Consider the following 19,535-nt stretch of genomic DNA (forward strand, 5'->3'; position numbering starts at 1 on the left):
CGGTTGTCTATTCGCGCCCTACCTTAAGGGAGAGGCGCGTTTAGGTCGAGATTAAATGTTCAGCCGAGATCAGAGTTATCTGACCGTCAGCGGTATTGGAGGAAGACGTTGTCTCGCCCGAACTGGTCACGCAAAGCTTGAATCAAGCCATCAGCGGGATCAATTCGCCACGTCTCACCAAACTGCAACATCGCCTTGGCGTCATTGCCGGTGTACTCCATCGTCACCGGGCATGCGCCACGGTGGCGTTTAAGCAAATCACCCAACCAGCGTAGCTGATCGCCTTTAAGGGCTTCGGTCTTGACCTTCAAGCGCAGGCTTTCGGCCAGGTTGGTGCGCGCATCTTCCATGCTCATCACCCGCTTGATCCGCAGGCGCAGGCCGCCGGAGAAGTCATCGTTGCTGACCTCGCCTTCCACCACCACCATGGCGTCGGTCTGCAGCAGCGACTGCGCGGAGTGGAACGCATCGGCAAACAGCGACGCCTCGATGCGGCCCGAACGGTCGTCAAGGGTGATAAAGCCCATCTTGTCGCCCTTCTTATTTTTCATCACCCGCAGGGCGATGATCATGCCGGCGACGGTCTGGGTATCGCGCGCCGGTTTCAGGTCGATGATGCGCTGACGAGCGAAACGGCGTATTTCGCCTTCGTACTCGTCAATCGGGTGACCGGTCAGGTACAGGCCCAAGGTGTCTTTCTCACCTTTGAGACGCTCCTTGAGGGTCAGCTCCTTGGCCTTGCGATGGTTGGCATAAACGTCGGCATCTTCCTCGACAAACAACCCGCCAAACAGGTCGGCGTGGCCACTGTCGTGGGTGCGGGCGGTCTGTTCGGCGGCCTTGATCGCTTCTTCCATCGCGGTGAGCAGTACCGCACGGTTGCGGTCGATATTCGCCTGGTAAGCCTTCGGCTCATCATGGAAATACGGGCCGAGACGATCAAGCGCGCCACTGCGGATCAAGCCATCGAGAGTGCGCTTGTTGATGCGCTTGAGGTCAACCCGTGCGCAGAAGTCGAACAGATCCTCGAACGGCCCATGCTGACGCGCTTCGGTGATGGCTTCGACCGGGCCCTCGCCCACGCCCTTGATGGCGCCCAGGCCATAGATGATGCGGCCTTCGTCGTTCACCGTGAACTTGAACTCCGAGGCGTTCACGTCCGGCGCGTCGAGGCGCAGTTTCATGGTGCGCACTTCCTCGATCAAGGTCACGACCTTGTCGGTGTTGTGCATATCCGCCGAAAGTACCGCAGCCATGAACGGCGCCGGGTAGTGGGCTTTCAGCCAGGCGGTCTGGTACGACACCAGGCCGTAGGCGGCGGAGTGGGATTTGTTGAAGCCGTAACCGGCGAACTTCTCTACCAGGTCGAAAATGTTACCGGCCAGGTCGGCGTCGATATTGTTGGTGGCGCAACCCTCAATGAAACCGCCGCGCTGCTTGGCCATTTCTTCGGGCTTTTTCTTACCCATGGCGCGACGCAGCATGTCCGCGCCACCCAGGGTGTAACCGGCCATCACCTGGGCAATCTGCATCACCTGTTCTTGATACAGGATGATGCCGTAGGTCGGTGCCAGTACCGGTTTGAGGCCTTCATACTGGTAATCGGAGTGCGGGTACGCCAGCTCGGCGCGCCCGTGCTTACGGTTGATAAAGTCATCCACCATGCCCGATTGCAGCGGGCCTGGACGGAACAGCGCCACCAGTGCGATCAAGTCTTCCAGGCAGTCGGGCTTGAGCTTTTTGATCAGCTCTTTCATGCCGCGCGACTCAAGCTGGAACACCGCCGTGGTTTCGGCTTTTTGCAGCAACTGGTAGGTAGGTTTGTCGTCCAGCGGGATAAACGCGATATCCAGCGGCTCTTCGTCGACCTTGGCGCGCTCGCGGTTGATGGTCTTGAGCGCCCAGTCGATGATCGTCAGGGTTCGCAGGCCGAGGAAGTCGAACTTCACCAGGCCGGCCGCCTCCACGTCATCCTTGTCGAACTGGGTTACCAGGCCATCGCCTTCTTCGTCGCAATAAATCGGCGAAAAGTCAGTGAGTTTGGTCGGCGCAATCACCACACCACCGGCGTGCTTACCGACGTTACGCACCACCCCTTCGAGTTTGCGCGCCATGTCCCAGATTTCGGCGGCTTCTTCATCGACCTTGATGAAGTCGCGCAGGATTTCTTCCTGCTCATAAGCCTTCTCAAGGGTCATGCCGACTTCAAACGGGATCATCTTCGACAAGCGATCCGCCAGGCCGTAGGACTTGCCCTGTACCCGCGCCACGTCACGGATTACGGCCTTGGCCGCCATGGAACCGAAGGTGATGATCTGGCTCACGGCGTTGCGGCCGTATTTTTCGGCCACGTACTCGATCACACGGTCGCGACCGTCCATGCAGAAGTCGACGTCGAAGTCGGGCATGGAAACCCGTTCCGGGTTCAGGAACCGTTCGAACAGAAGGTCGTATTCCAACGGGTCAAGGTCGGTGATCTTCTGCACATAGGCCACCAGCGAACCGGCACCCGAACCACGGCCCGGGCCTACCGGCACGCCGTTGCTCTTGGCCCACTGGATAAAGTCCATTACGATCAGGAAGTAACCGGGGAACCCCATCTGGATAATGATATCCAGCTCGAAATTCAGCCGGTCGACGTAGACCTGGCGCTTGGCGTCATAGTCTTCGGTGGTGTCCTTGGGCAGCAGAACACTCAAACGCTCTTCCAGGCCGTCGAACGACACCTTGCGGAAATACTCATCGATGGTCATGCCATCGGGAATCGGGAAGTTGGGCAAAAAGTGCTTGCCCAGCTTCACTTCGATATTGCAGCGCTTGGCGATTTCGACCGAGTTTTCCAGCGCCTCAGGCAAGTCGCTGAACAACTCGGCCATTTCATCGGCGCTTTTTAGGTACTGCTCTTCGCTGTAGTTCTTGGAGCGGCGCGGGTCATCCAGGGCCCGGCCTTCGCCGATGCACACGCGGGTTTCGTGGGCCTCGAAATCTTCTTTCTTGATAAAGCGCACATCGTTGGTCGCAACCAACGGCGCGCCCAGCTTGTCGGCCAGGGCCACGGCGGCGTGCAGGTGCTCTTCATCGTTGGGCCGGTTGGTGCGCTGGACTTCCAGGTAGAAGCGGTCGGGAAACACGTCCATCCACTCGCGGGCCAACACTTCGGCTTCCTGCGGGTTGCCGCCCAGCAGCGCGATACCGATCTCACCTTCTTTGGCGGCCGAGAGCATGATCACGCCCTCGCTCGCCTCAGCCACCCACTCACGCTCGATGATGATCGAGCCGTTGCGCTGGCCGTCGATAAACCCGCGGGAGATCAATTCGGTGAGGTTGCGATAACCCACGCCATTCATCGCCAGCAGGCTGATGCGGCTCAGGGGGTTATCCGGGTCTTTGTTCGACAGCCACAGGTCGGCGCCGCAAATTGGCTTGATGCCAGCGCCCATGGCGTTCTTGTAGAACTTGACCAGGGAACACATGTTGTTCTGATCGGTAACCGCCACCGCAGGCATGTTCATGCCCACCAGGGTTTTGACCAGCGGTTTGATCCGTACCAGGCCGTCGACCAGGGAGTATTCAGTGTGCAGGCGCAGGTGAACGAATGAAGCCGGCATAGTGATCCTGTCTAAAAACTTAGAAACAACAAGGCCCGGGATTGTACCGGGCCTTGAGCAAAACATCAGCCTCGCGACTAAACCTCGCTGAGGCTCTCGCGTGCCTCGTAAGCCTGGCGGACCGGGGCAAACGAGCGACGGTGGATCGGGGTTGGGCCCAGGCGAGCCAAGGCTTCCAGATGAACGGGCGTCGGGTAGCCTTTATGACCACCGATGCCATAACCCGGATAGATCAATTCGAACGCGGCCATTTCGCGGTCGCGGCTGACTTTGGCCAGGATCGAGGCGGCGGCAATCGCCGGAACCTTGCTGTCACCCTTGACCACGGCTTCTGAAGGCATCGCCAGTTTGGGGCAGCGGTTGCCGTCGATCATCGCCATTTTCGGGGTGATGTGCAGCCCTTCGACGGCGCGCTGCATGGCCAGCATGGTGGCGTGAAGAATGTTCAGCTCATCGATCTCTTCGACTTCAGCCCGAGCGATGTGCCAGCTCAGGGCTTTCTCGCAGATCTCGTCGTAAAGCTTTTCACGGCGCGCTTCGGTGAGTTTTTTCGAGTCATTGAGGCCGAGGATCGGGCGGTTTGGGTCGAGGATCACCGCCGCAGTCACCACCGCGCCACACAACGGGCCGCGCCCTACTTCGTCAACACCGGCGACCAGTGCATCGGCGTGTGCGACCAGACTGAAATCCAGGCCCATTTGCGTGGTCATAAAGCGTCCTGTTTTTGCCCGATCAGGGTTAATACGGCATCGGCTGCCTGGTTCGATGCATCACGGCGCAGGGTGCGGTGGATGTCGTCAAAACCACGGGTCTGCTCTTCGCCGCCATCGATCAAGGGTAGTAAGGTTTGCGCCAGGGCGTCAGGCGTCGCATCGTCCTGCAACAACTCAGGCACCAGCAGGCGCTGGGCCAGCAGGTTAGGCAAAGAGATGTAAGGGCTCTTGACCATGCGCTTGAGAATCCAGAACGTCAGCGGTGCCAGGCGATAAGCCACGACCATTGGGCGTTTGTACAGCAGCGCCTCCAGGGTCGCGGTGCCCGAGGCGATCAGCACCGCATCACAGGCAGCAAGAGCGAGGTGTGACTGGCCGTCGAGCAAGGTCAACGGCAGAGTGCGGCCTTCGAGCAACGTCTCGATTTGCGCACGCCGTTGCGGGCTGGCGCAAGGCAACACGAAACGCACGCCTGGTTTCAAGGTTTGCAGGCGTTCGGCAGCCTCGAAAAACACACTGGCCAGACGCCCGACTTCACCGCCACGACTGCCCGGCATCAATGCCACCAGCGGGCCGTCGGGCAAGCCCAACTCAGCGCGCGCGGCGGCGCGGTCGGCTTGCAACGGAATGGTGTCGGCCAAGGTATGCCCGACAAACCGCACCGGCACGCCCTTCTCTTCGTAGAACCTGGCTTCGAACGGCAACAAGGTCAGCATCAAGTCGCAGCCTTCGCGGATCTTCAGCACGCGCTTCTGCCGCCACGCCCATACGGACGGGCTGACGTAATGCACGGTCTTGATTCCGGCCTGACGCAACTTGAGTTCGATATTGAGGGTGAAGTCCGGCGCATCGATGCCAATAAAGACGTCGGGCTTTTCTTCGATAAGGGTTTGAATCAGCAGCTTGCGGCGCGCCAGCAGCTCACGCAGTCGGCCCAGCACTTCCACCAGCCCCATGACCGACAGGCGCTCCATGGGAAAGTAGGAGGTCAGGCCTTCGGCCTGCATGAGCGGGCCGCCCACGCCGATAAACTCCACCGCAGGATGCTGCGCCTTGAGCGCGCGCATCAGGCCAGCGCCCAGAATATCGCCGGAAGCCTCACCGGCCACCAGCGCAATACGCAGATTAGCCATGATCAGCGGGTGATGCCGCGCGTCGATGCCTGGATAGAGTCGCGGAATACCGCAACTTCCGGGAACAACGCTGCCGGCTCGGCCAGTTCAGTCAGGGCCTGCTCAACCGTCAGCCCCTGACGGTAAACCGTCTTGTAGGCGCGGCGCAGGGCGTGAATCGCGTCTTCGCTGAAACCACGGCGGCGCATGCCTTCGAAGTTCATGCTACGGGCTTCGGCAGGGTTGCCGAACACCGTGACAAATGCCGGAACATCCTTGCCGATCGCGGTGCCCATGCCGGAAAAGCTGTGGGCGCCGATATGGCAATACTGGTGGACCAGGGTGAAGCCGGACAGGATCGCCCAGTCATCAACGTGCACATGGCCGGCCAGCGCGGTGTTGTTGACCAGAATACAATGGTTGCCGATCACACTGTCATGGCCGATATGCGCATAGGCCATGATCAGATTGTGATCACCCAGCGTGGTTTCGGCACGGTCCTGCACAGTGCCACGGTGAATGGTCACACCTTCACGGATAATGTTGTGATCACCGATTACCAGGCGTGTTTCTTCACCCTTGTACTTCATGTCCGGGGTGTCTTCGCCTACCGAGGAAAACTGGTAGATGCGATTCTGTTTGCCAATGCGGGTCGGACCTTTGAGGATCACGTGTGGCCCGATGACAGTCCCCTCGCCGATTTCAACACCTGCGCCGACGATCGACCAAGGGCCGACCTCAACGTCGGCGGCCAGAACGGCCGACGGATCGATGATTGCGCGAGGGTCAATCAAACTCATAGTTTGCGTTCCGCGCAGATGATCTCAGCGGAGCACACCGGCTTGCCATCCACCGACGCCTGGCATTCGAACTTCCAGATCTGGCGCTTGCAGCTGATGAACCTGGCTTCCAGGATCAACTGGTCACCCGGGGTGACCGGGTTGCGAAAGCGCAGTTTGTCGGAGCCCACGAAATAGTAAAGCGTGCCATCGGCAGGTTTGAGGTCGAGCATTTTGAAACCAAGGATACCGGCAGCCTGGGCCATCGCTTCGATGATCAGCACACCCGGCATGATGGGATGCGCGGGGAAGTGACCATTGAAGAACGGTTCGTTGATGCTGACATTCTTGTAGGCACGAATGCGCTTTTCCTCGACATTGAGGTCCACTACACGGTCCACCAGCAGGAACGGGTAACGGTGAGGCAGGTATTCGCGAATCTCGTTGATGTCCATCATTTCGGGGGGAAGCCTGTAATAAAGATTGGGGGCGGGCGTACTAAACGCACGCCCCGCTAGCAAATCAAGGAGGCAGTCTAGCGGCTGTGCACACTTGATATGGAAATGGTATCAGCCTTCTGATGAAGCATTACCGCCAGGGGTCACGTCCTCGACACGCTTTTCGACCTGCTTGAGGCGTCGGGCCATGTCGTCGATCTTGCGCAAACGTGCCGCACTTTTGCGCCATTCAGCCGCCGGCTGCATGGCCGTACCGGAAGAGTAGGAACCCGGCTCGGTAATCGAGTGGGTCACCATGGTCATGCCGGTGATGAAGACGTTGTCGCAAACCTCGATATGCCCCACCAGCCCTACGCCACCGGCGAGCATGCAATGCTTGCCGATCTTGGTACTGCCGGAGATGCCCACGCACGCCGCCATGGCGGTGTGATCGCCAATCTGCACGTTGTGGGCGATCTGGATCTGGTTGTCGAGCTTCACGCCGTTACCGAGCACCGTATCGGCCAAGGCCCCGCGATCCACAGCGGTGTTGACACCGATTTCCACGTCATCGCCGATCAATACGCCGCCGACCTGGGCAATTTTGTGCCAGATACCTTTGGCGTTGGCAAAACCAAACCCTTCGCCACCGATCACGGCACCGGACTGAATGACTACCCGCTTACCAATACGCACGTCGTGGTAAAGGGTAACGCGAGGCGCCAGCCAACCATCGGCGCCGATTTCGCAGCGCGCACCGATAAAGCAATGAGCCCCCACCGTGACACCGGCGGCAATGCGCGCACCACTCTCGATCACGGCAAACGCGCCAATGCTGGCCGCAGGGTCAACCTGGGCATCATCGGCGATCACGGCTGACGGGTGAATACCAGCCGCCGCCTTGGGTTTGGGGTCGAACAGGTGCGACGCCCGGGCATATGCCAGGTAAGGGTCGGCAACCACCAGCGCATCCCCGGTAAACCCTTCGGCGTCAGCGGCCTTCAGCAACACGGCTGCGGCTTGGCTGTCGACCAGGTATTTACGGTATTGGGGATTTGCGAGGAAGCTCAACTGAGCTGGGCCAGCCTCCTGCAAGGTGGCTAGCCCAGTGATTTCTTTCTCCTTGGAGCCACGCAAGGTGGCCCCCAGGAACTCGGCCAACTCGCCGAGCTTGATAGTCGCGGTCATGGCTTACTTCAGCTGGTTCATGCGCTCGATCACCTGACGGGTGATGTCGTATTGAGGCTTGACGTCAATCACAGCACCGCGCTCGAACACCAGGTCAAAGGCACCTTTCTTGATGACTTCTTCCACAGCGCTGTCGAGCTTAGGCTTGAGCTGCTTGAGCATTTCACGGTCAGCAACGGCTTTGGCTTCGTTCAGCTCCTTGGACTGGAACTGGTAGTCGCGGGCCTTTTGCTTGAATTCAAGCTCCAGGCGCTCACGTTCGCCTTGCTGCATTTTGTCGCCACCGGCTACCAGACGATCCTGGATACCCTTGGCACTGCTTTCCAGGGTCTTGAGCTTGGTCAGTTGCGGACCGAACTTCTTCTCGGCATCCACGGCGTAACGCTTGGCCGCGTCGGATTCCAGCAGGGCCATCTGATAGTTCAGGACGGCGATTTTCATTTCGGCGAAGGCCGGGGTGGTTACCAGCACGGTGGCCAGCAGAACCAATTGAGTCAACTTACGCACGATGTACTCCTACAGAATCCGTTGTCGTTATCTTGGGTCAGACGCTTAGAACGTCTGGCCGAGGGAGAATTGGAAAATCTGGGTTTCAGCGTTATCCGGTTTCTTGATCGGCATGGCCAGAGCAAAGCTCAACGGGCCAAGCGCGGTCACCCACGTCACGCCAACACCTACGGAGCTGGCGAGGTTGCTCAGGCTGACGTCGTTGCACTCAGTCTGGGACTTCACGCCACTCGGGTTGGTGATCTGTTCGCACTTGGAGTCGAACACGTTACCCACGTCCCAGAAGACCGAAGTACGCAGCGAACGCTGATCCTTGACGAACGGCAGCGGGAACAGAATCTCCGCACCACCTTGGATCAAAATGTTACCACCGAACGGCAGTGCGTCATTGTTCGAGTCAACGCTGGTGCCCTGGTTACCGGTTACTGCTTGACCACGGCTTGGCGTACCACGTGGACCCAAGGTGCTGTCCTTGAAGCCGCGAACCGAGTTGAAACCACCTGCATAGTAGTTCTCATAGAACGGCAGACCGTTGGTCGAACCATAACCGTCGCCATAACCCAGCTCAGTGTGCAGGCGCATGGTGTAGTTATCGCTCAGCGGCTGGAACAACTGGCCACGGTAATCGAGCTTGAAGAACGACAGGTCGCTGCCTGGCGTAGTGGCTTCCAGGGTCAGGCTCTGGGAGTGGCCACGGGTTGCCAGCACACCTTTGTTCAGGGTCGATTCCGACCAACCGGCCGACGCCTTGAAGTTCAGGAACTGGTCGCCCTCTTTGCGCACGAAGTTGAAGATTTCGTCGGTGGTGTACACACCGGTCTTGATCTTGTCCTGTTGCGCGGTGAAGCCGAAGGTCAGACGCGAGGTCTCGCTGATCGGGTAACCGATATTGACACCGGCGCCGAGGCTGTCGATCGCATAGCTTGCAACGTCAACGTCGAGGTCTTTGTAGTCGGTTGTGCGGTAGAAAGCGTTGTAGCCCAGGCTTACACCGTCAGCAGTCCAGTAGGGGTCGACATAACCGAAGTTATAGCGGCTCTGGTATTCGCTTCGGGTCAGGCCGATGGAAACCTTGTTACCGGTACCGAGGAAGTTGTTCTGGGTGATCGAACCACCGAGGATCAGGCCGGCACTCTGTGCAAAACCGACGCTGGCAGTGATCGAGCCCGACGCTTGTTCTTCTACGGCGTAGTTCACGTCAACCTGGTCGTCCACACCCGGTACGGCTGGGGTTTCAACGTTGACTTCCTTAAAGAAGCCCAGGCGCTCAAGACGGGTCTTGGACTGGTCGATCAGGTAAGTCGACGCCCAGCCACCTTCCATCTGACGCATCTCACGGCGCAGCACTTCGTCCGCAGACTTGGTGTTGCCACGGAAGTTGATGCGGTTTACGTAGGCACGCTTGCCCGGGTCGACAACGAAGGTGATGTCCACGGTGTGGTCTTCGTCGTGCGGGGTCGGCACGCCGTTGACGTTGGCGAAGGTATAGCCTTCGTTACCCAGGCGACGGGTGATCAGTTCAGACGTGGTGGTCATCAGCTTGCGCGAGAACACCTGGTCTTTCTGCACCAGCAACAGCGACTTCACCTGGTCCTCAGGGACTTTCAGGTCACCGCTGAGCTTGACGTCACGCACGGTGTATTTCTCACCTTCGTTGACGTTGACGGTGATGTAGACGTGTTTCTTGTCCGGGGTGATGGACACCTGGGTCGAAGCGATATCCATGTTGATATAGCCACGGTCCAGGTAGTAGGAACGCAGACGTTCCAGGTCACCGGAGAGTTTTTCACGGGCGTACTTGTCATCGTTCTTAAAGAACGACAGCCAGTTGGTGGTCTTGAGTTCGAACAGGTCGATCAGGTCATCATCAGCAAACTTGGTGTTACCCACCACGTTGATGTGCTGGATGGCCGCCACAGTGCCTTCGTTGATCTTGACCTTGAGGCCAACACGGTTACGAGGCTGCGGGATCACTTCGGTTTCCACGGACGCGGAGTAGCGACCCTGGGCAACGTACTGACGTTGCAGTTCGTTACGCACACCCTCAAGGGTGGCGCGCTGGAAGATCTCGCCTTCGGCCAGGCCGGATTGCTTGAGACCCTTCATCAAGTCTTCAGTGGAGATCGCCTTGTTACCCTCGATCTCGATACTGGCGACGGAAGGTCGCTCAACGACGGTGATGACCAGGACGTTACCTTCGCGACCCAGTTGGATATCTTGAAAGAACCCGGTTTTGAACAGCGCACGAGTGGATTCCACCAGGCGACGATCATCCGCCTGTTCCCCGACGTTCAACGGCAAGGCACCAAAGACGCTACCAGCGGAAACCCGCTGGAGGCCGTTGACACGAATATCGGAGATAGTGAAGGACTCGGCGTGAACTTCGGCGATCATCAATACGGTGAGAACCGCAGTTAGCAGCAGACGTTTCATGAAGTCCTTTCTTATTCCAACTGGCAATAAACAAACTGCCGCAAAATGCGGCAGATTCGCAATTCAGCGAAGCGTTACAGTCGTCCCAGATCGTTGACCAGAGCTAACAACATCACTCCGACCACCAAACTGATACCGATCTGTATCCCCCAACCCTGCACCCGATCCGACAAGGGGCGACCACGCACCCACTCGACCAGATAAAACAACAGATGCCCCCCATCCAATACTGGAATGGGCAACAAATTCAGAACTCCAAGGCTAATACTCAGATAAGCCAGGAAATTCAGGAAATCCGCGACACCCGACTGGGCAGAAGCGCCCGCCACTTTAGCAATGGTTATCGGTCCACTCAAGTTTTTTACCGAGAGCTCGCCGAACAACATTTTCTTGAGCGATTCGAGGGTGAGCACACTCATGGTCCAAGTGCGTTTTGCACCCTCGCCAATTGCCGCCAACGGCCCGAAGCTGACCTCCCGCACCATCGAAGGTGGCCAGTCGACACCTTTCACCCCGGCACCCAGGTAACCCCCGGCGGCCTTGGCTTCCCCACGTACCGCCAGGGTCACAGGGACGTCGATTTGAGCACCATCGCGCTCAACTTTCAGCACAATTTTGGTATCAGGACGTACACGCACCAGGTCGACCACTTGCTGCCAGTCGCCCAGCGCCTGGCCATCAAGGGCCAACAGGCGGTCGCCGGTTTTCAGACCTGCGGCTTGCGCCGGGCCTTTCGGGTCCAGCTCGGCCAGCACCGGCGGCAAGGCCGGGCGCCAAGGCCGAATCCCCAGCGACTTGATCGGGTCAGGCTCATCTGCGCCCTTGAGCCAGTGATCCAGGGCCAGAGTGCGAGGCGTCTCGGCGGTGGAATCCTGTTCGCGCACCACCACATTAATGGCGCCGCTTTCACCCATGCGGCGTACCAGCTGTAAATTGACCGCGCCCCACCCTGTGGTCGGCTCGCCATCAATGGAAACAATTTCCTGCCCGGCGACCAGGCCGGCCTTGGCCGCCATGCTGTCCGCTTCGACTGCGCCGATGACCGGGCGCACCTGCTGGCTGCCCATCATGGCCAAGACCCAGAAGAACACGATCGCCAAGAGGAAGTTGGCGATCGGACCGGCAGCCACAATCGCGATACGCTGACGAACGGTCTTGCGATTGAAGGACTGGTCCAACTGATCGGCCGGCACTTCGCCTTCACGCTCGTCGAGCATCTTGACGTAGCCGCCCAGTGGAATGGCCGCAATCACGAATTCGGTGCCACGACGATCGTGCCAACGCAGCAACGGCATGCCGAAACCGACGGAAAAGCGCAGTACCTTGACGCCGCAACGACGCGCCACCCAAAAGTGGCCGAATTCGTGGAAGGTAACCAGCACACCCAGAGCAACCAGGGTGCCGACAATCATGTAGAGCGCACTCATCTAATTTCTCCGCATTCCAATCCAGTGCCTGAAGGCTCAAACCTGCCCACAGACTAACGCGCGTTGCGGTTCAACCATTGCTCGGCCAGCGTGCGGGCCTTTGCATCGGCCTCGAACACTGCACTTAAATCATCCACTGCCACAACGGGCTCAAGGCTCAAAACTTCCTCGATGAGACTCGGGATCTGCGGGAAGCGAATACGCCCATCAAGAAACGCCGCCACAGCCACCTCATTAGCCGCATTGAGCATCGCCGGCGCGCTATTGCCCGCCTCTGCCGCTTGCCGCGCCAAACGCAGGCACGGGAAGCGTTGCTCGTCCGGCGCTTCGAAGTCCAGGCGTGCGACGGCGAACAGGTCCAACGGCGCGACACCCGAGTCAATTCGCTCCGGCCAGGCCAGGGCATTGGCGATCGGCGTGCGCATGTCCGGGTTACCCAGTTGCGCCAACACCGAACCGTCCACGTAGTCGACCAGGGAATGAATCACACTTTGCGGGTGGATCACCACCTCGACCTGATCAGGCCGCGCATCGAACAGCCAGCACGCCTCAATCAACTCCAGGCCTTTGTTCATCATGCTCGCCGAGTCCACGGAAATTTTACGCCCCATGGACCAGTTCGGGTGCGCACAGGCCTGGTCAGGCGACACATGCTCAAGGTCAGCCAAAGGAGTTTGCCGGAATGGGCCACCGGATGCCGTAAGAAGAATCCGCCGTACACCCACCTGGCTCAAGCCACGGGCAAAATCGCCTGGCATGCACTGGAAAATTGCATTGTGTTCGCTGTCGAGGGGCAGCAATACTGCGCCGCTCTTGCGGACCGCCTGCATAAAAAGCGTGCCGGACATGACCAGCGCTTCTTTATTGGCCAACAGGATCTTCTTGCCAGCATCCACCGCTGCCAGCGTCGGGCGCAAACCCGCTGCGCCGACAATAGCCGCCACCACAGTGTCCACTTCGGCATCGGCCGACACCTGGCACAAACCTTCCTCACCTACCAACACCTGCGTAGCCAGTCCGGCAGCCTGCAACTGTTGCTGCAAGCCACGTGCTGCCGGCACTTCAGGCACTACGGCAAAGCGCGGCGTGTGGCGCACGCACAGGGCCAGCAGTTCGCTCAAACGGGTGAATCCGGTCAACGCAAACACCTGATAACGGTCAGGATGACGAGCGATCACATCCAGGGTGCTCAGCCCCACCGAGCCGGTTGCACCCAGCACGGTCACCTGTTGCAAGCGGCTCACGAAGCCGTCATCCACAACAGCACGGCAAAGATCGGGATGGCAGCGGTAAGGCTGTCGATACGGTCCAGCACGCCGCCATGACCCGGCAACAGGTTGCTGCTGTCCTTGATCCCGGCCTGGCGCTTGAACATGCTTTCAGTCAGGTCGCCCACCACCGAGATGAACACCACGACTGCCGTGCCCAGCAGGGCCAGGAGTATTTCCTTCACCGACCAGTCGCGCACAACACCCACTACCAGCGTGATCAGCAAGGTCAACGCCAAGCCGCCGTAGACGCCTTCCCAGCTCTTGCCGGGGCTGACAGCCGGAGCCAGCTTGCGCTTGCCGAAGGCGCGGCCAGAGAAGTAGGCGCCAATATCGGCGCCCCACACCAACACCATCACCGCCATGATCAGCCAGTTGCCCATCGGTGCATTCTTGATTTCCACCAGGCCTTGCCAGGCCGGCAGCAGAATCAGCAAGCCAATCACCAGCTTGCTGGCAACACTGGACCAATGGCCGCTGGTGCGCGGAAACGTCAGCACCAGGAAGGTCGCGAGCGCCCACCACAGCACCGCAGCGCCCAACACCCAAGGCACCACGATGCTCGACAGGGTATGCATCAGAAACAGCAACAGCGCCACGACAGCGGCGTAGACCACACGTGGCAATTGCGCATTAAAGCCCGCCAGGCGCGCCCATTCCCAGGCCCCCAGGGTCACGACCACGCCAATAAACAGCGCGAAGCCGGAACCGTCGAGCAGGAAAAACCCACACAAGGCAATCGGCAGCAGGATCAGTGCGGTGATGATTCGTTGTTTAAGCATTTAAACCCGGGCTCCAGCTTCGATCTGCTCGCTCGTTTTACCGAAGCGGCGCTGACGGGAAGCGAAATCGGCCAGTGCATTACGCATGGCATCGTGTTTGAAGTCCGGCCAGAACAGGTCGGAGAAGTACAGCTCGGTGTAGGCCAGCTGCCACAGCAGGAAATTGCTGATGCGGTGCTCGCCACCGGTGCGGATGCACAGGTCCGGTAACGGCAGGTCGCCGGTCACCAGGCAGGTTTGCAACAATTCGGGCGTGATGTCGTCGGGCCGCAGGTGCCCGGCCTGTACTTCGCGGGCAAGGCGCTGCGCGGCCTGGGCGATATCCCACTGGCCGCCATAGTTGGCCGCGATCTGCAGTACAAAACGGTTGCTGCCGGCGGTGATGGCTTCAGCTTCGCGCATGGCCGCCTGCAACTCCGGGTGAAACCGCGAGCGGTCACCGATGATACGCAGGCTGATGTTGTTGTCGTTGAGGCGCTTGGCCTCACGACGCAAAGCCTTGAAGAACAGGTCCATCAAGGCGCTGACTTCTTCGGCCGGCCGTTGCCAGTTCTCACTGGAGAAGGCAAACAAGGTCAACACTTCGACCTTGGCCTCGGCACACACCTCAATCACGGCGCGCACTGCATCGACACCCGCTTTATGCCCGGCAACACCCGGCATAAAGCGTTTCTTCGCCCAGCGATTATTCCCATCCATGATGATCGCGACATGGCGCGGCACCACAGAGGGCACAGTCTGCTTGGTCTTTTCCATGAAGGCGTCCTGATCCCTTATACGGCCATCAGGTCCTTTTCTTTCTCTTCCGTGGCCTTGGTGATCTGGGCCTCGGCATCTTTGGTCAGCTTGTCGATATCGGCGACGGCGCGACGCTCTTCGTCTTCGCTGATTTCTTTGTCCTTGACCAGTTTCTTCAGGTCACCCAGCGCATCACGGCGGATATTACGTACTGCAACCCGCGCATCTTCAGCTGCACTGCGCGCCTGCTTGGTGAAGCCCTTACGGGTTTCCTCGGTCAGGGCCGGCATGGAGATCAGCAGCAACTCACCCAGGTTGGTCGGGTTGAGGTTCAAGCCAGCGCTCTGGATGGCTTTGTCGACAGCGCCGAGCATGTTGCGCTCAAAGGCCACAACCTGCAGGGTACGCGAATCTTTTACGGTGATGTTGGCTACCTGGGTGATGGAGGTATCTGTGCCGTAGTACGGCACCATCACGCTACCCAGGATGCTTGGGTGAGCCTTGCCGGTACGAATCTGGCCAAATGCATGGGCCAGAGACTCCAGGGATTTCTGCATACGCTCTTGAGCGTCTTTCTTGATTTCGTTGATCATTGTTGGCCTTCCTCGATCAGAGTCCCTTCCGCGCCGCCGTGTACGATGTTCAGCAGGGCGCCGGGCTTGTTCATGTTAAATACGCGCAGCGGCATCTTATGGTCGCGGCACAGGCAAATAGCCGTCAGGTCCATCACACCCAGCTTGCGATCCAGCACTTCATCGTAGGTCAGATGATCGAACTTCTCGGCATGCGGGTCTTTGAATGGGTCAGCAGTGTAGACGCCATCCACCTTGGTGGCCTTGAGCACCACGTCGGCATCGATTTCGATAGCACGCAGGCAGGCAGCCGAGTCCGTGGTGAAGAACGGGTTGCCGGTACCGGCAGCAAAGATCACGACTTCTTTGGCGTTCAGGTGGCGCATGGCTTTGCGGCGATCATAATGATCAGTCACGCCAACCATGGAAATAGCCGACATCACGATGGCCGAGATATTGGCGCGCTCCAGGGCGTCGCGCATGGCCAGGGCGTTCATCACAGTGGCCAGCATGCCCATGTGATCGCCAGTGACCCGGTCCATACCGGCAGCACTCAGTGCCGCGCCACGGAACAGGTTACCGCCGCCAATCACCAGGCCGACTTGTACGCCGATGCCGACCAGTTGGCCAACTTCGAGCGCCATGCGGTCGAGTACTTTGGGATCGATCCCGAACTCTTCCGAGCCCATCAGGGCCTCGCCGCTGAGCTTGAGTAGAATGCGTTTATAGCGAGCCTGATAACCACTGCCCTGCTGAGCCATTGCGAATCTCTCCTGCGGCGTATTTTTTAAAAATTCTTGGCGAGCCGTTTACGGCTTGCGTTCACTCTAGCTGGACGCTATCACAGCGCCATCGGAACACGGCTTTGTAAGCCAGTTCCGAAAGGAAACCAAATAAAAATTGGCCTTCCCATTTGAAAAGAGGCTGCGCGCGTGAGCGGGCAGCCTCTTTCGGCGACAGTTGAAAACTGTCTTATTGCTTGGCGGCAGCCAGCTGGGCAGCAACTTCTTCAGCGAAGTTGTCGACCGGCTTCTCGATGCCCTCGCCTACTTTGTAGTAGGTGAAGGAAACGATTTCAGCACCGGCTTTCTTAGCCAGTTCGCCAACCTTGATTTCAGGGTTCTTGACGAACGCCTGCTCAACCAGGCTCGCTTCAGCCAGGAACTTGCTGATACGGCCTTTGATCATGTTTTCAACGATGTTTTCCGGCTTGCCGGCGATCTTGTCAGCGTTGAGGCTCAGGAACACGGCTTTTTCGCGTTCGATTGCGTCAGCGGAGACTTCCGATGGCAGCAGGAATTCAGGGTTGCTGGCTGCTACGTGCATAGCGATGTCTTTTGCCAGCTCAACGTCGCCGCCTTTCAGGGCAACCACAACGCCGATTTTGTTACCGTGCAGGTAACCACCAACCACATCACCTTCGATGCGAGCCAGGCGACGGATGTTGACGTTTTCGCCAACCTTGCCGACCAGTACCAAGCGATCAGCTTCTTGAGCTTCGATCAACGGCTCAACAGTAGTCAGCTTGTCGTCGAATGCTTTCTTGACGCTGGCAGCAACGAATGCCTTGAAGTCGTCTTGCAGAGCCAGGAAGTCGGTCTGGGAGTTCACTTCCAGCAGAACGGCAGCCTTGCCGTCTTCAACCAGAGCGATAGCGCCTTCAGCAGCGACGTTGCCAGCTTTCTTGGCAGCCTTGATGGCGCCGGAAGCACGCATGTCGTCGATGGCTTTTTCGATGTCGCCGCCAGCCTTGGTCAAGGCCTTTTTGCAATCCATCATGCCTTCGCCGGTACGCTCACGCAGTTCTTTAACCAACGCTGCAGTAATCTCTGCCATTTCAAAATCCTCTTGGATAGGTTTTCAACCATTCCACCCGATCAAACGGGCGATCAATTCTTCCCGAATCACCCTTGTAGGCCGCTGCACGTTACAAAAGTTGTAGCTGCGCTGCCGACAAATGGTTTTCGAGGTGGCAAAAAGGGGGCCAAGCCCCCTTTTTGCTTACTGAGTCAACGCCAGGGCGCTAATTACTCAGCGGCAGCTACCGGAGCTTCTTCAACGAACTGCTCGGTACCACCAGCAACGTGGTTGCGACCACGGATTACAGCGTCAGCCATCGAACCCATGTACAGCTGGATAGCGCGGATTGCGTCATCGTTGCCTGGGATGATGTAGTCAACGCCTTCCGGGCTGCTGTTGGTATCGACTACGCCGATAACCGGGATGCCCAGCTTGTTGGCTTCGGTGATCGCGATGCGCTCGTGATCAACGTCGATAACGAACAGTGCGTCAGGCAGACCGCCCATGTCCTTGATACCACCCAGGGAACGATCGAGCTTTTCCAGGTCGCGAGTGCGCATCAGCGCCTCTTTCTTGGTCAGCTTGGCGAAAGTACCGTCTTCGGCTTGCACTTCAAGGTCACGCAGACGCTTGATGGAAGCACGGATGGTTTTGAAGTTGGTCAGCATGCCGCCCAACCAGCGGTGATCGACGTACGGCGAACCGCAACGTGCTGCTTCTTCAGCAACGATCTTGCCAGCGGAACGCTTGGTGCCGACGAACAGGATCTTGTTTTTGCCCTGGGCCAGACGCTCTACGAAAGTCAGAGCTTCGTTGAACATTGGCAGGGTTTTTTCAAGGTTGATAATGTGGATCTTGTTACGCGCGCCGAAAATGTACTTACCCATTTTCGGGTTCCAGTAACGGGTCTGGTGACCGAAGTGCACACCGGCCTTCAGCATATCGCGCATGTTGACTTGGGACATGATAGTTCCTTAATAAGTCGGGTTTGGCCTCCACGTATCCCAATGACCAACCAGCGGCTTCAAGGCCTCCGGCACCCAGGTCATCGTGTCGACACGTGTGTGGATTTAAGCTTCGCGGGGCATCCCCGGAAAGCGGCGCATTTTATACCACACGAAGCACAAAAACGAAACCCGCAATCACATTTGCCGTGCTCCGCTTTTGCGTAACCCTTTGAATAGAGCCAATATGCCCCCACCTTGATAGACAGAAGCGATCATCAGAGGCTCATGATTTGCCGCCCGCGTCTGTTAGAATCAGGTTTTTTGGGGCTTGTGCGAATTCTGTAACCTTTTGTCGCACGCCCGTAAACCGTATTGATTTCAGCGCGTCGCGCTAGAGAGAGCCTGTATGACCGTTAACTTGAAAACCGCCGAAGACATCGCAGGCATGCGCGTTGCCGGCAAACTGGCTGCCGACGTGCTGGAAATGATTGCCGAACACGTCAAACCCGGCGTCACCACCGAAGCCCTGGACCGCATTTGCCACGACTATATAGTCGACGTGCAAAAAGCCATCCCTGCCCCGCTCAACTACAAGGGCTTCCCCAAGTCGATCTGCACCTCGATCAACCACGTGGTCTGCCACGGGATCCCGGGCGACAAACCGTTGAAGGACGGCGACACCCTGAACATCGACGTCACGGTGATCAAGGATGGCTACCACGGCGACACCAGCCGCATGTTCCACGTCGGCACCGTGCCGGTCTGGGCTGAGCGTCTGTCCCAGGTCACCCAGGAATGCATGTATAAGGCCATCGAGATCGTCAAGCCCGGCTGCCGCCTGGGCGACATCGGTGAAGTGATCCAGAAGCACGCGGAAAAGAACGGTTTCTCGGTAGTCCGTGAATTCTGCGGCCACGGCATCGGCAAGGTGTTCCACGAAGAGCCGCAGATCCTGCACTACGGCCGCGCCGGCACCGGCATGGAGCTCAAGGCGGGCATGACCTTCACCATCGAGCCGATGATCAACCAGGGCAAGGCCGACACCAAGGTGCTGGGCGACGGCTGGACCGCCATCACCAAGGACCGCAAGCTCTCGGCCCAGTGGGAACACACCCTGCTGGTCACCGAAACCGGCTACGAGATCTTCACCCTGCGCGCAGACGACACGATTCCTCGCGTTTCGGCCTGAAGGTTGCCTCGGTTTTCCAGCGACACCGTTGTGAC

General features: G+C 58.5%; 17 protein-coding genes. 1 reads left to right on the forward strand and 16 read right to left on the reverse strand.

Annotated features, from left to right (window positions below):
* Positions 1 to 86: 86 nt before the first annotated feature.
* The 16 genes from dnaE to rpsB all read right to left on the reverse strand — a co-directional run bounded on the left by dnaE (position 87) and on the right by rpsB (position 18,329).
* The gene (dnaE, locus tag FFI16_RS19895; protein WP_138816450.1) at positions 87 to 3,608 is read right to left on the reverse strand and encodes a DNA polymerase III subunit alpha; all 3,522 of its coding nucleotides are present in this window, start codon (positions 3,606 to 3,608) and stop codon (positions 87 to 89) included.
* A gap of 77 nt (positions 3,609 to 3,685) precedes the next feature.
* Positions 3,686 to 4,318 (reverse strand): ribonuclease HII, encoded by a 633-nt coding sequence (gene rnhB, locus FFI16_RS19900; RefSeq protein ID WP_017137151.1) that lies wholly within the window; start codon positions 4,316 to 4,318, stop codon positions 3,686 to 3,688.
* The gene (lpxB, locus tag FFI16_RS19905; RefSeq protein ID WP_138816451.1) at positions 4,315 to 5,454 is read right to left on the reverse strand and encodes a lipid-A-disaccharide synthase; all 1,140 of its coding nucleotides are present in this window, start codon (positions 5,452 to 5,454) and stop codon (positions 4,315 to 4,317) included. Before lpxB ends, rnhB begins: the two co-directional genes overlap by 4 nt.
* Before the next feature lie 2 nt (positions 5,455 to 5,456).
* Positions 5,457 to 6,233, reverse strand: coding sequence for an acyl-ACP--UDP-N-acetylglucosamine O-acyltransferase (gene lpxA / locus FFI16_RS19910; protein ID WP_138816452.1), 777 nt, complete (start codon positions 6,231 to 6,233; stop codon positions 5,457 to 5,459).
* A complete protein-coding gene (gene fabZ / locus FFI16_RS19915; protein WP_005785726.1) occupies positions 6,230 to 6,670 on the reverse strand; it encodes a 3-hydroxyacyl-ACP dehydratase FabZ in 441 nt (146 codons plus the stop codon). Before fabZ ends, lpxA begins: the two co-directional genes overlap by 4 nt.
* Before the next feature lie 111 nt (positions 6,671 to 6,781).
* Positions 6,782 to 7,837 carry a UDP-3-O-(3-hydroxymyristoyl)glucosamine N-acyltransferase gene (gene lpxD / locus FFI16_RS19920; protein WP_138816453.1) on the reverse strand — a complete coding sequence of 352 codons (1,056 nt, stop codon included), beginning with the start codon at positions 7,835 to 7,837 and terminating at the stop codon, positions 6,782 to 6,784.
* A 3-nt stretch (positions 7,838 to 7,840) separates the two neighbouring features.
* The gene (locus tag FFI16_RS19925; RefSeq protein WP_003189173.1) at positions 7,841 to 8,344 is read right to left on the reverse strand and encodes an OmpH family outer membrane protein; all 504 of its coding nucleotides are present in this window, start codon (positions 8,342 to 8,344) and stop codon (positions 7,841 to 7,843) included.
* A 45-nt stretch (positions 8,345 to 8,389) separates the two neighbouring features.
* Positions 8,390 to 10,777 carry an outer membrane protein assembly factor BamA gene (gene bamA, locus FFI16_RS19930; RefSeq protein WP_138816454.1) on the reverse strand — a complete coding sequence of 796 codons (2,388 nt, stop codon included), beginning with the start codon at positions 10,775 to 10,777 and terminating at the stop codon, positions 8,390 to 8,392.
* 74 nt (positions 10,778 to 10,851) lie between these two features.
* On the reverse strand, positions 10,852 to 12,204 hold the full coding sequence (gene rseP / locus FFI16_RS19935; RefSeq protein WP_138816455.1) for a sigma E protease regulator RseP: 1,353 nt from the start codon (positions 12,202 to 12,204) through the stop codon (positions 10,852 to 10,854).
* A 53-nt stretch (positions 12,205 to 12,257) separates the two neighbouring features.
* On the reverse strand, positions 12,258 to 13,448 hold the full coding sequence (gene ispC, locus FFI16_RS19940; protein ID WP_138816456.1) for a 1-deoxy-D-xylulose-5-phosphate reductoisomerase: 1,191 nt from the start codon (positions 13,446 to 13,448) through the stop codon (positions 12,258 to 12,260).
* Positions 13,445 to 14,254 carry a phosphatidate cytidylyltransferase gene (locus FFI16_RS19945; RefSeq protein ID WP_065928976.1) on the reverse strand — a complete coding sequence of 270 codons (810 nt, stop codon included), beginning with the start codon at positions 14,252 to 14,254 and terminating at the stop codon, positions 13,445 to 13,447. Before FFI16_RS19945 ends, ispC begins: the two co-directional genes overlap by 4 nt.
* The gene (uppS, locus tag FFI16_RS19950; protein ID WP_017137143.1) at positions 14,255 to 15,010 is read right to left on the reverse strand and encodes a polyprenyl diphosphate synthase; all 756 of its coding nucleotides are present in this window, start codon (positions 15,008 to 15,010) and stop codon (positions 14,255 to 14,257) included.
* 17 nt (positions 15,011 to 15,027) lie between these two features.
* Positions 15,028 to 15,585 (reverse strand): ribosome recycling factor, encoded by a 558-nt coding sequence (gene frr, locus FFI16_RS19955; RefSeq protein ID WP_138816457.1) that lies wholly within the window; start codon positions 15,583 to 15,585, stop codon positions 15,028 to 15,030.
* Positions 15,582 to 16,325, reverse strand: coding sequence for a UMP kinase (pyrH, locus tag FFI16_RS19960; RefSeq protein ID WP_003172271.1), 744 nt, complete (start codon positions 16,323 to 16,325; stop codon positions 15,582 to 15,584). Before pyrH ends, frr begins: the two co-directional genes overlap by 4 nt.
* Before the next feature lie 211 nt (positions 16,326 to 16,536).
* Complete coding sequence (tsf, locus tag FFI16_RS19965) at positions 16,537 to 17,400, reverse strand: translation elongation factor Ts (RefSeq protein ID WP_053254736.1); 864 nt, start codon at positions 17,398 to 17,400, stop codon at positions 16,537 to 16,539.
* Between the two features lie 191 nt (positions 17,401 to 17,591).
* Positions 17,592 to 18,329 (reverse strand): 30S ribosomal protein S2, encoded by a 738-nt coding sequence (gene rpsB, locus FFI16_RS19970; protein ID WP_003219330.1) that lies wholly within the window; start codon positions 18,327 to 18,329, stop codon positions 17,592 to 17,594.
* Between the two features lie 388 nt (positions 18,330 to 18,717).
* Here rpsB and map point away from each other — a divergent pair, with 388 nt between their 5' ends.
* Positions 18,718 to 19,500 (forward strand): type I methionyl aminopeptidase, encoded by a 783-nt coding sequence (gene map, locus FFI16_RS19975; protein WP_138816458.1) that lies wholly within the window; start codon positions 18,718 to 18,720, stop codon positions 19,498 to 19,500.
* Positions 19,501 to 19,535 lie beyond the last annotated feature (35 nt).

It is taken from the genome of Pseudomonas sp. KBS0710 (assembly GCF_005938045.2).
GTDB lineage: Bacteria > Pseudomonadota > Gammaproteobacteria > Pseudomonadales > Pseudomonadaceae > Aquipseudomonas.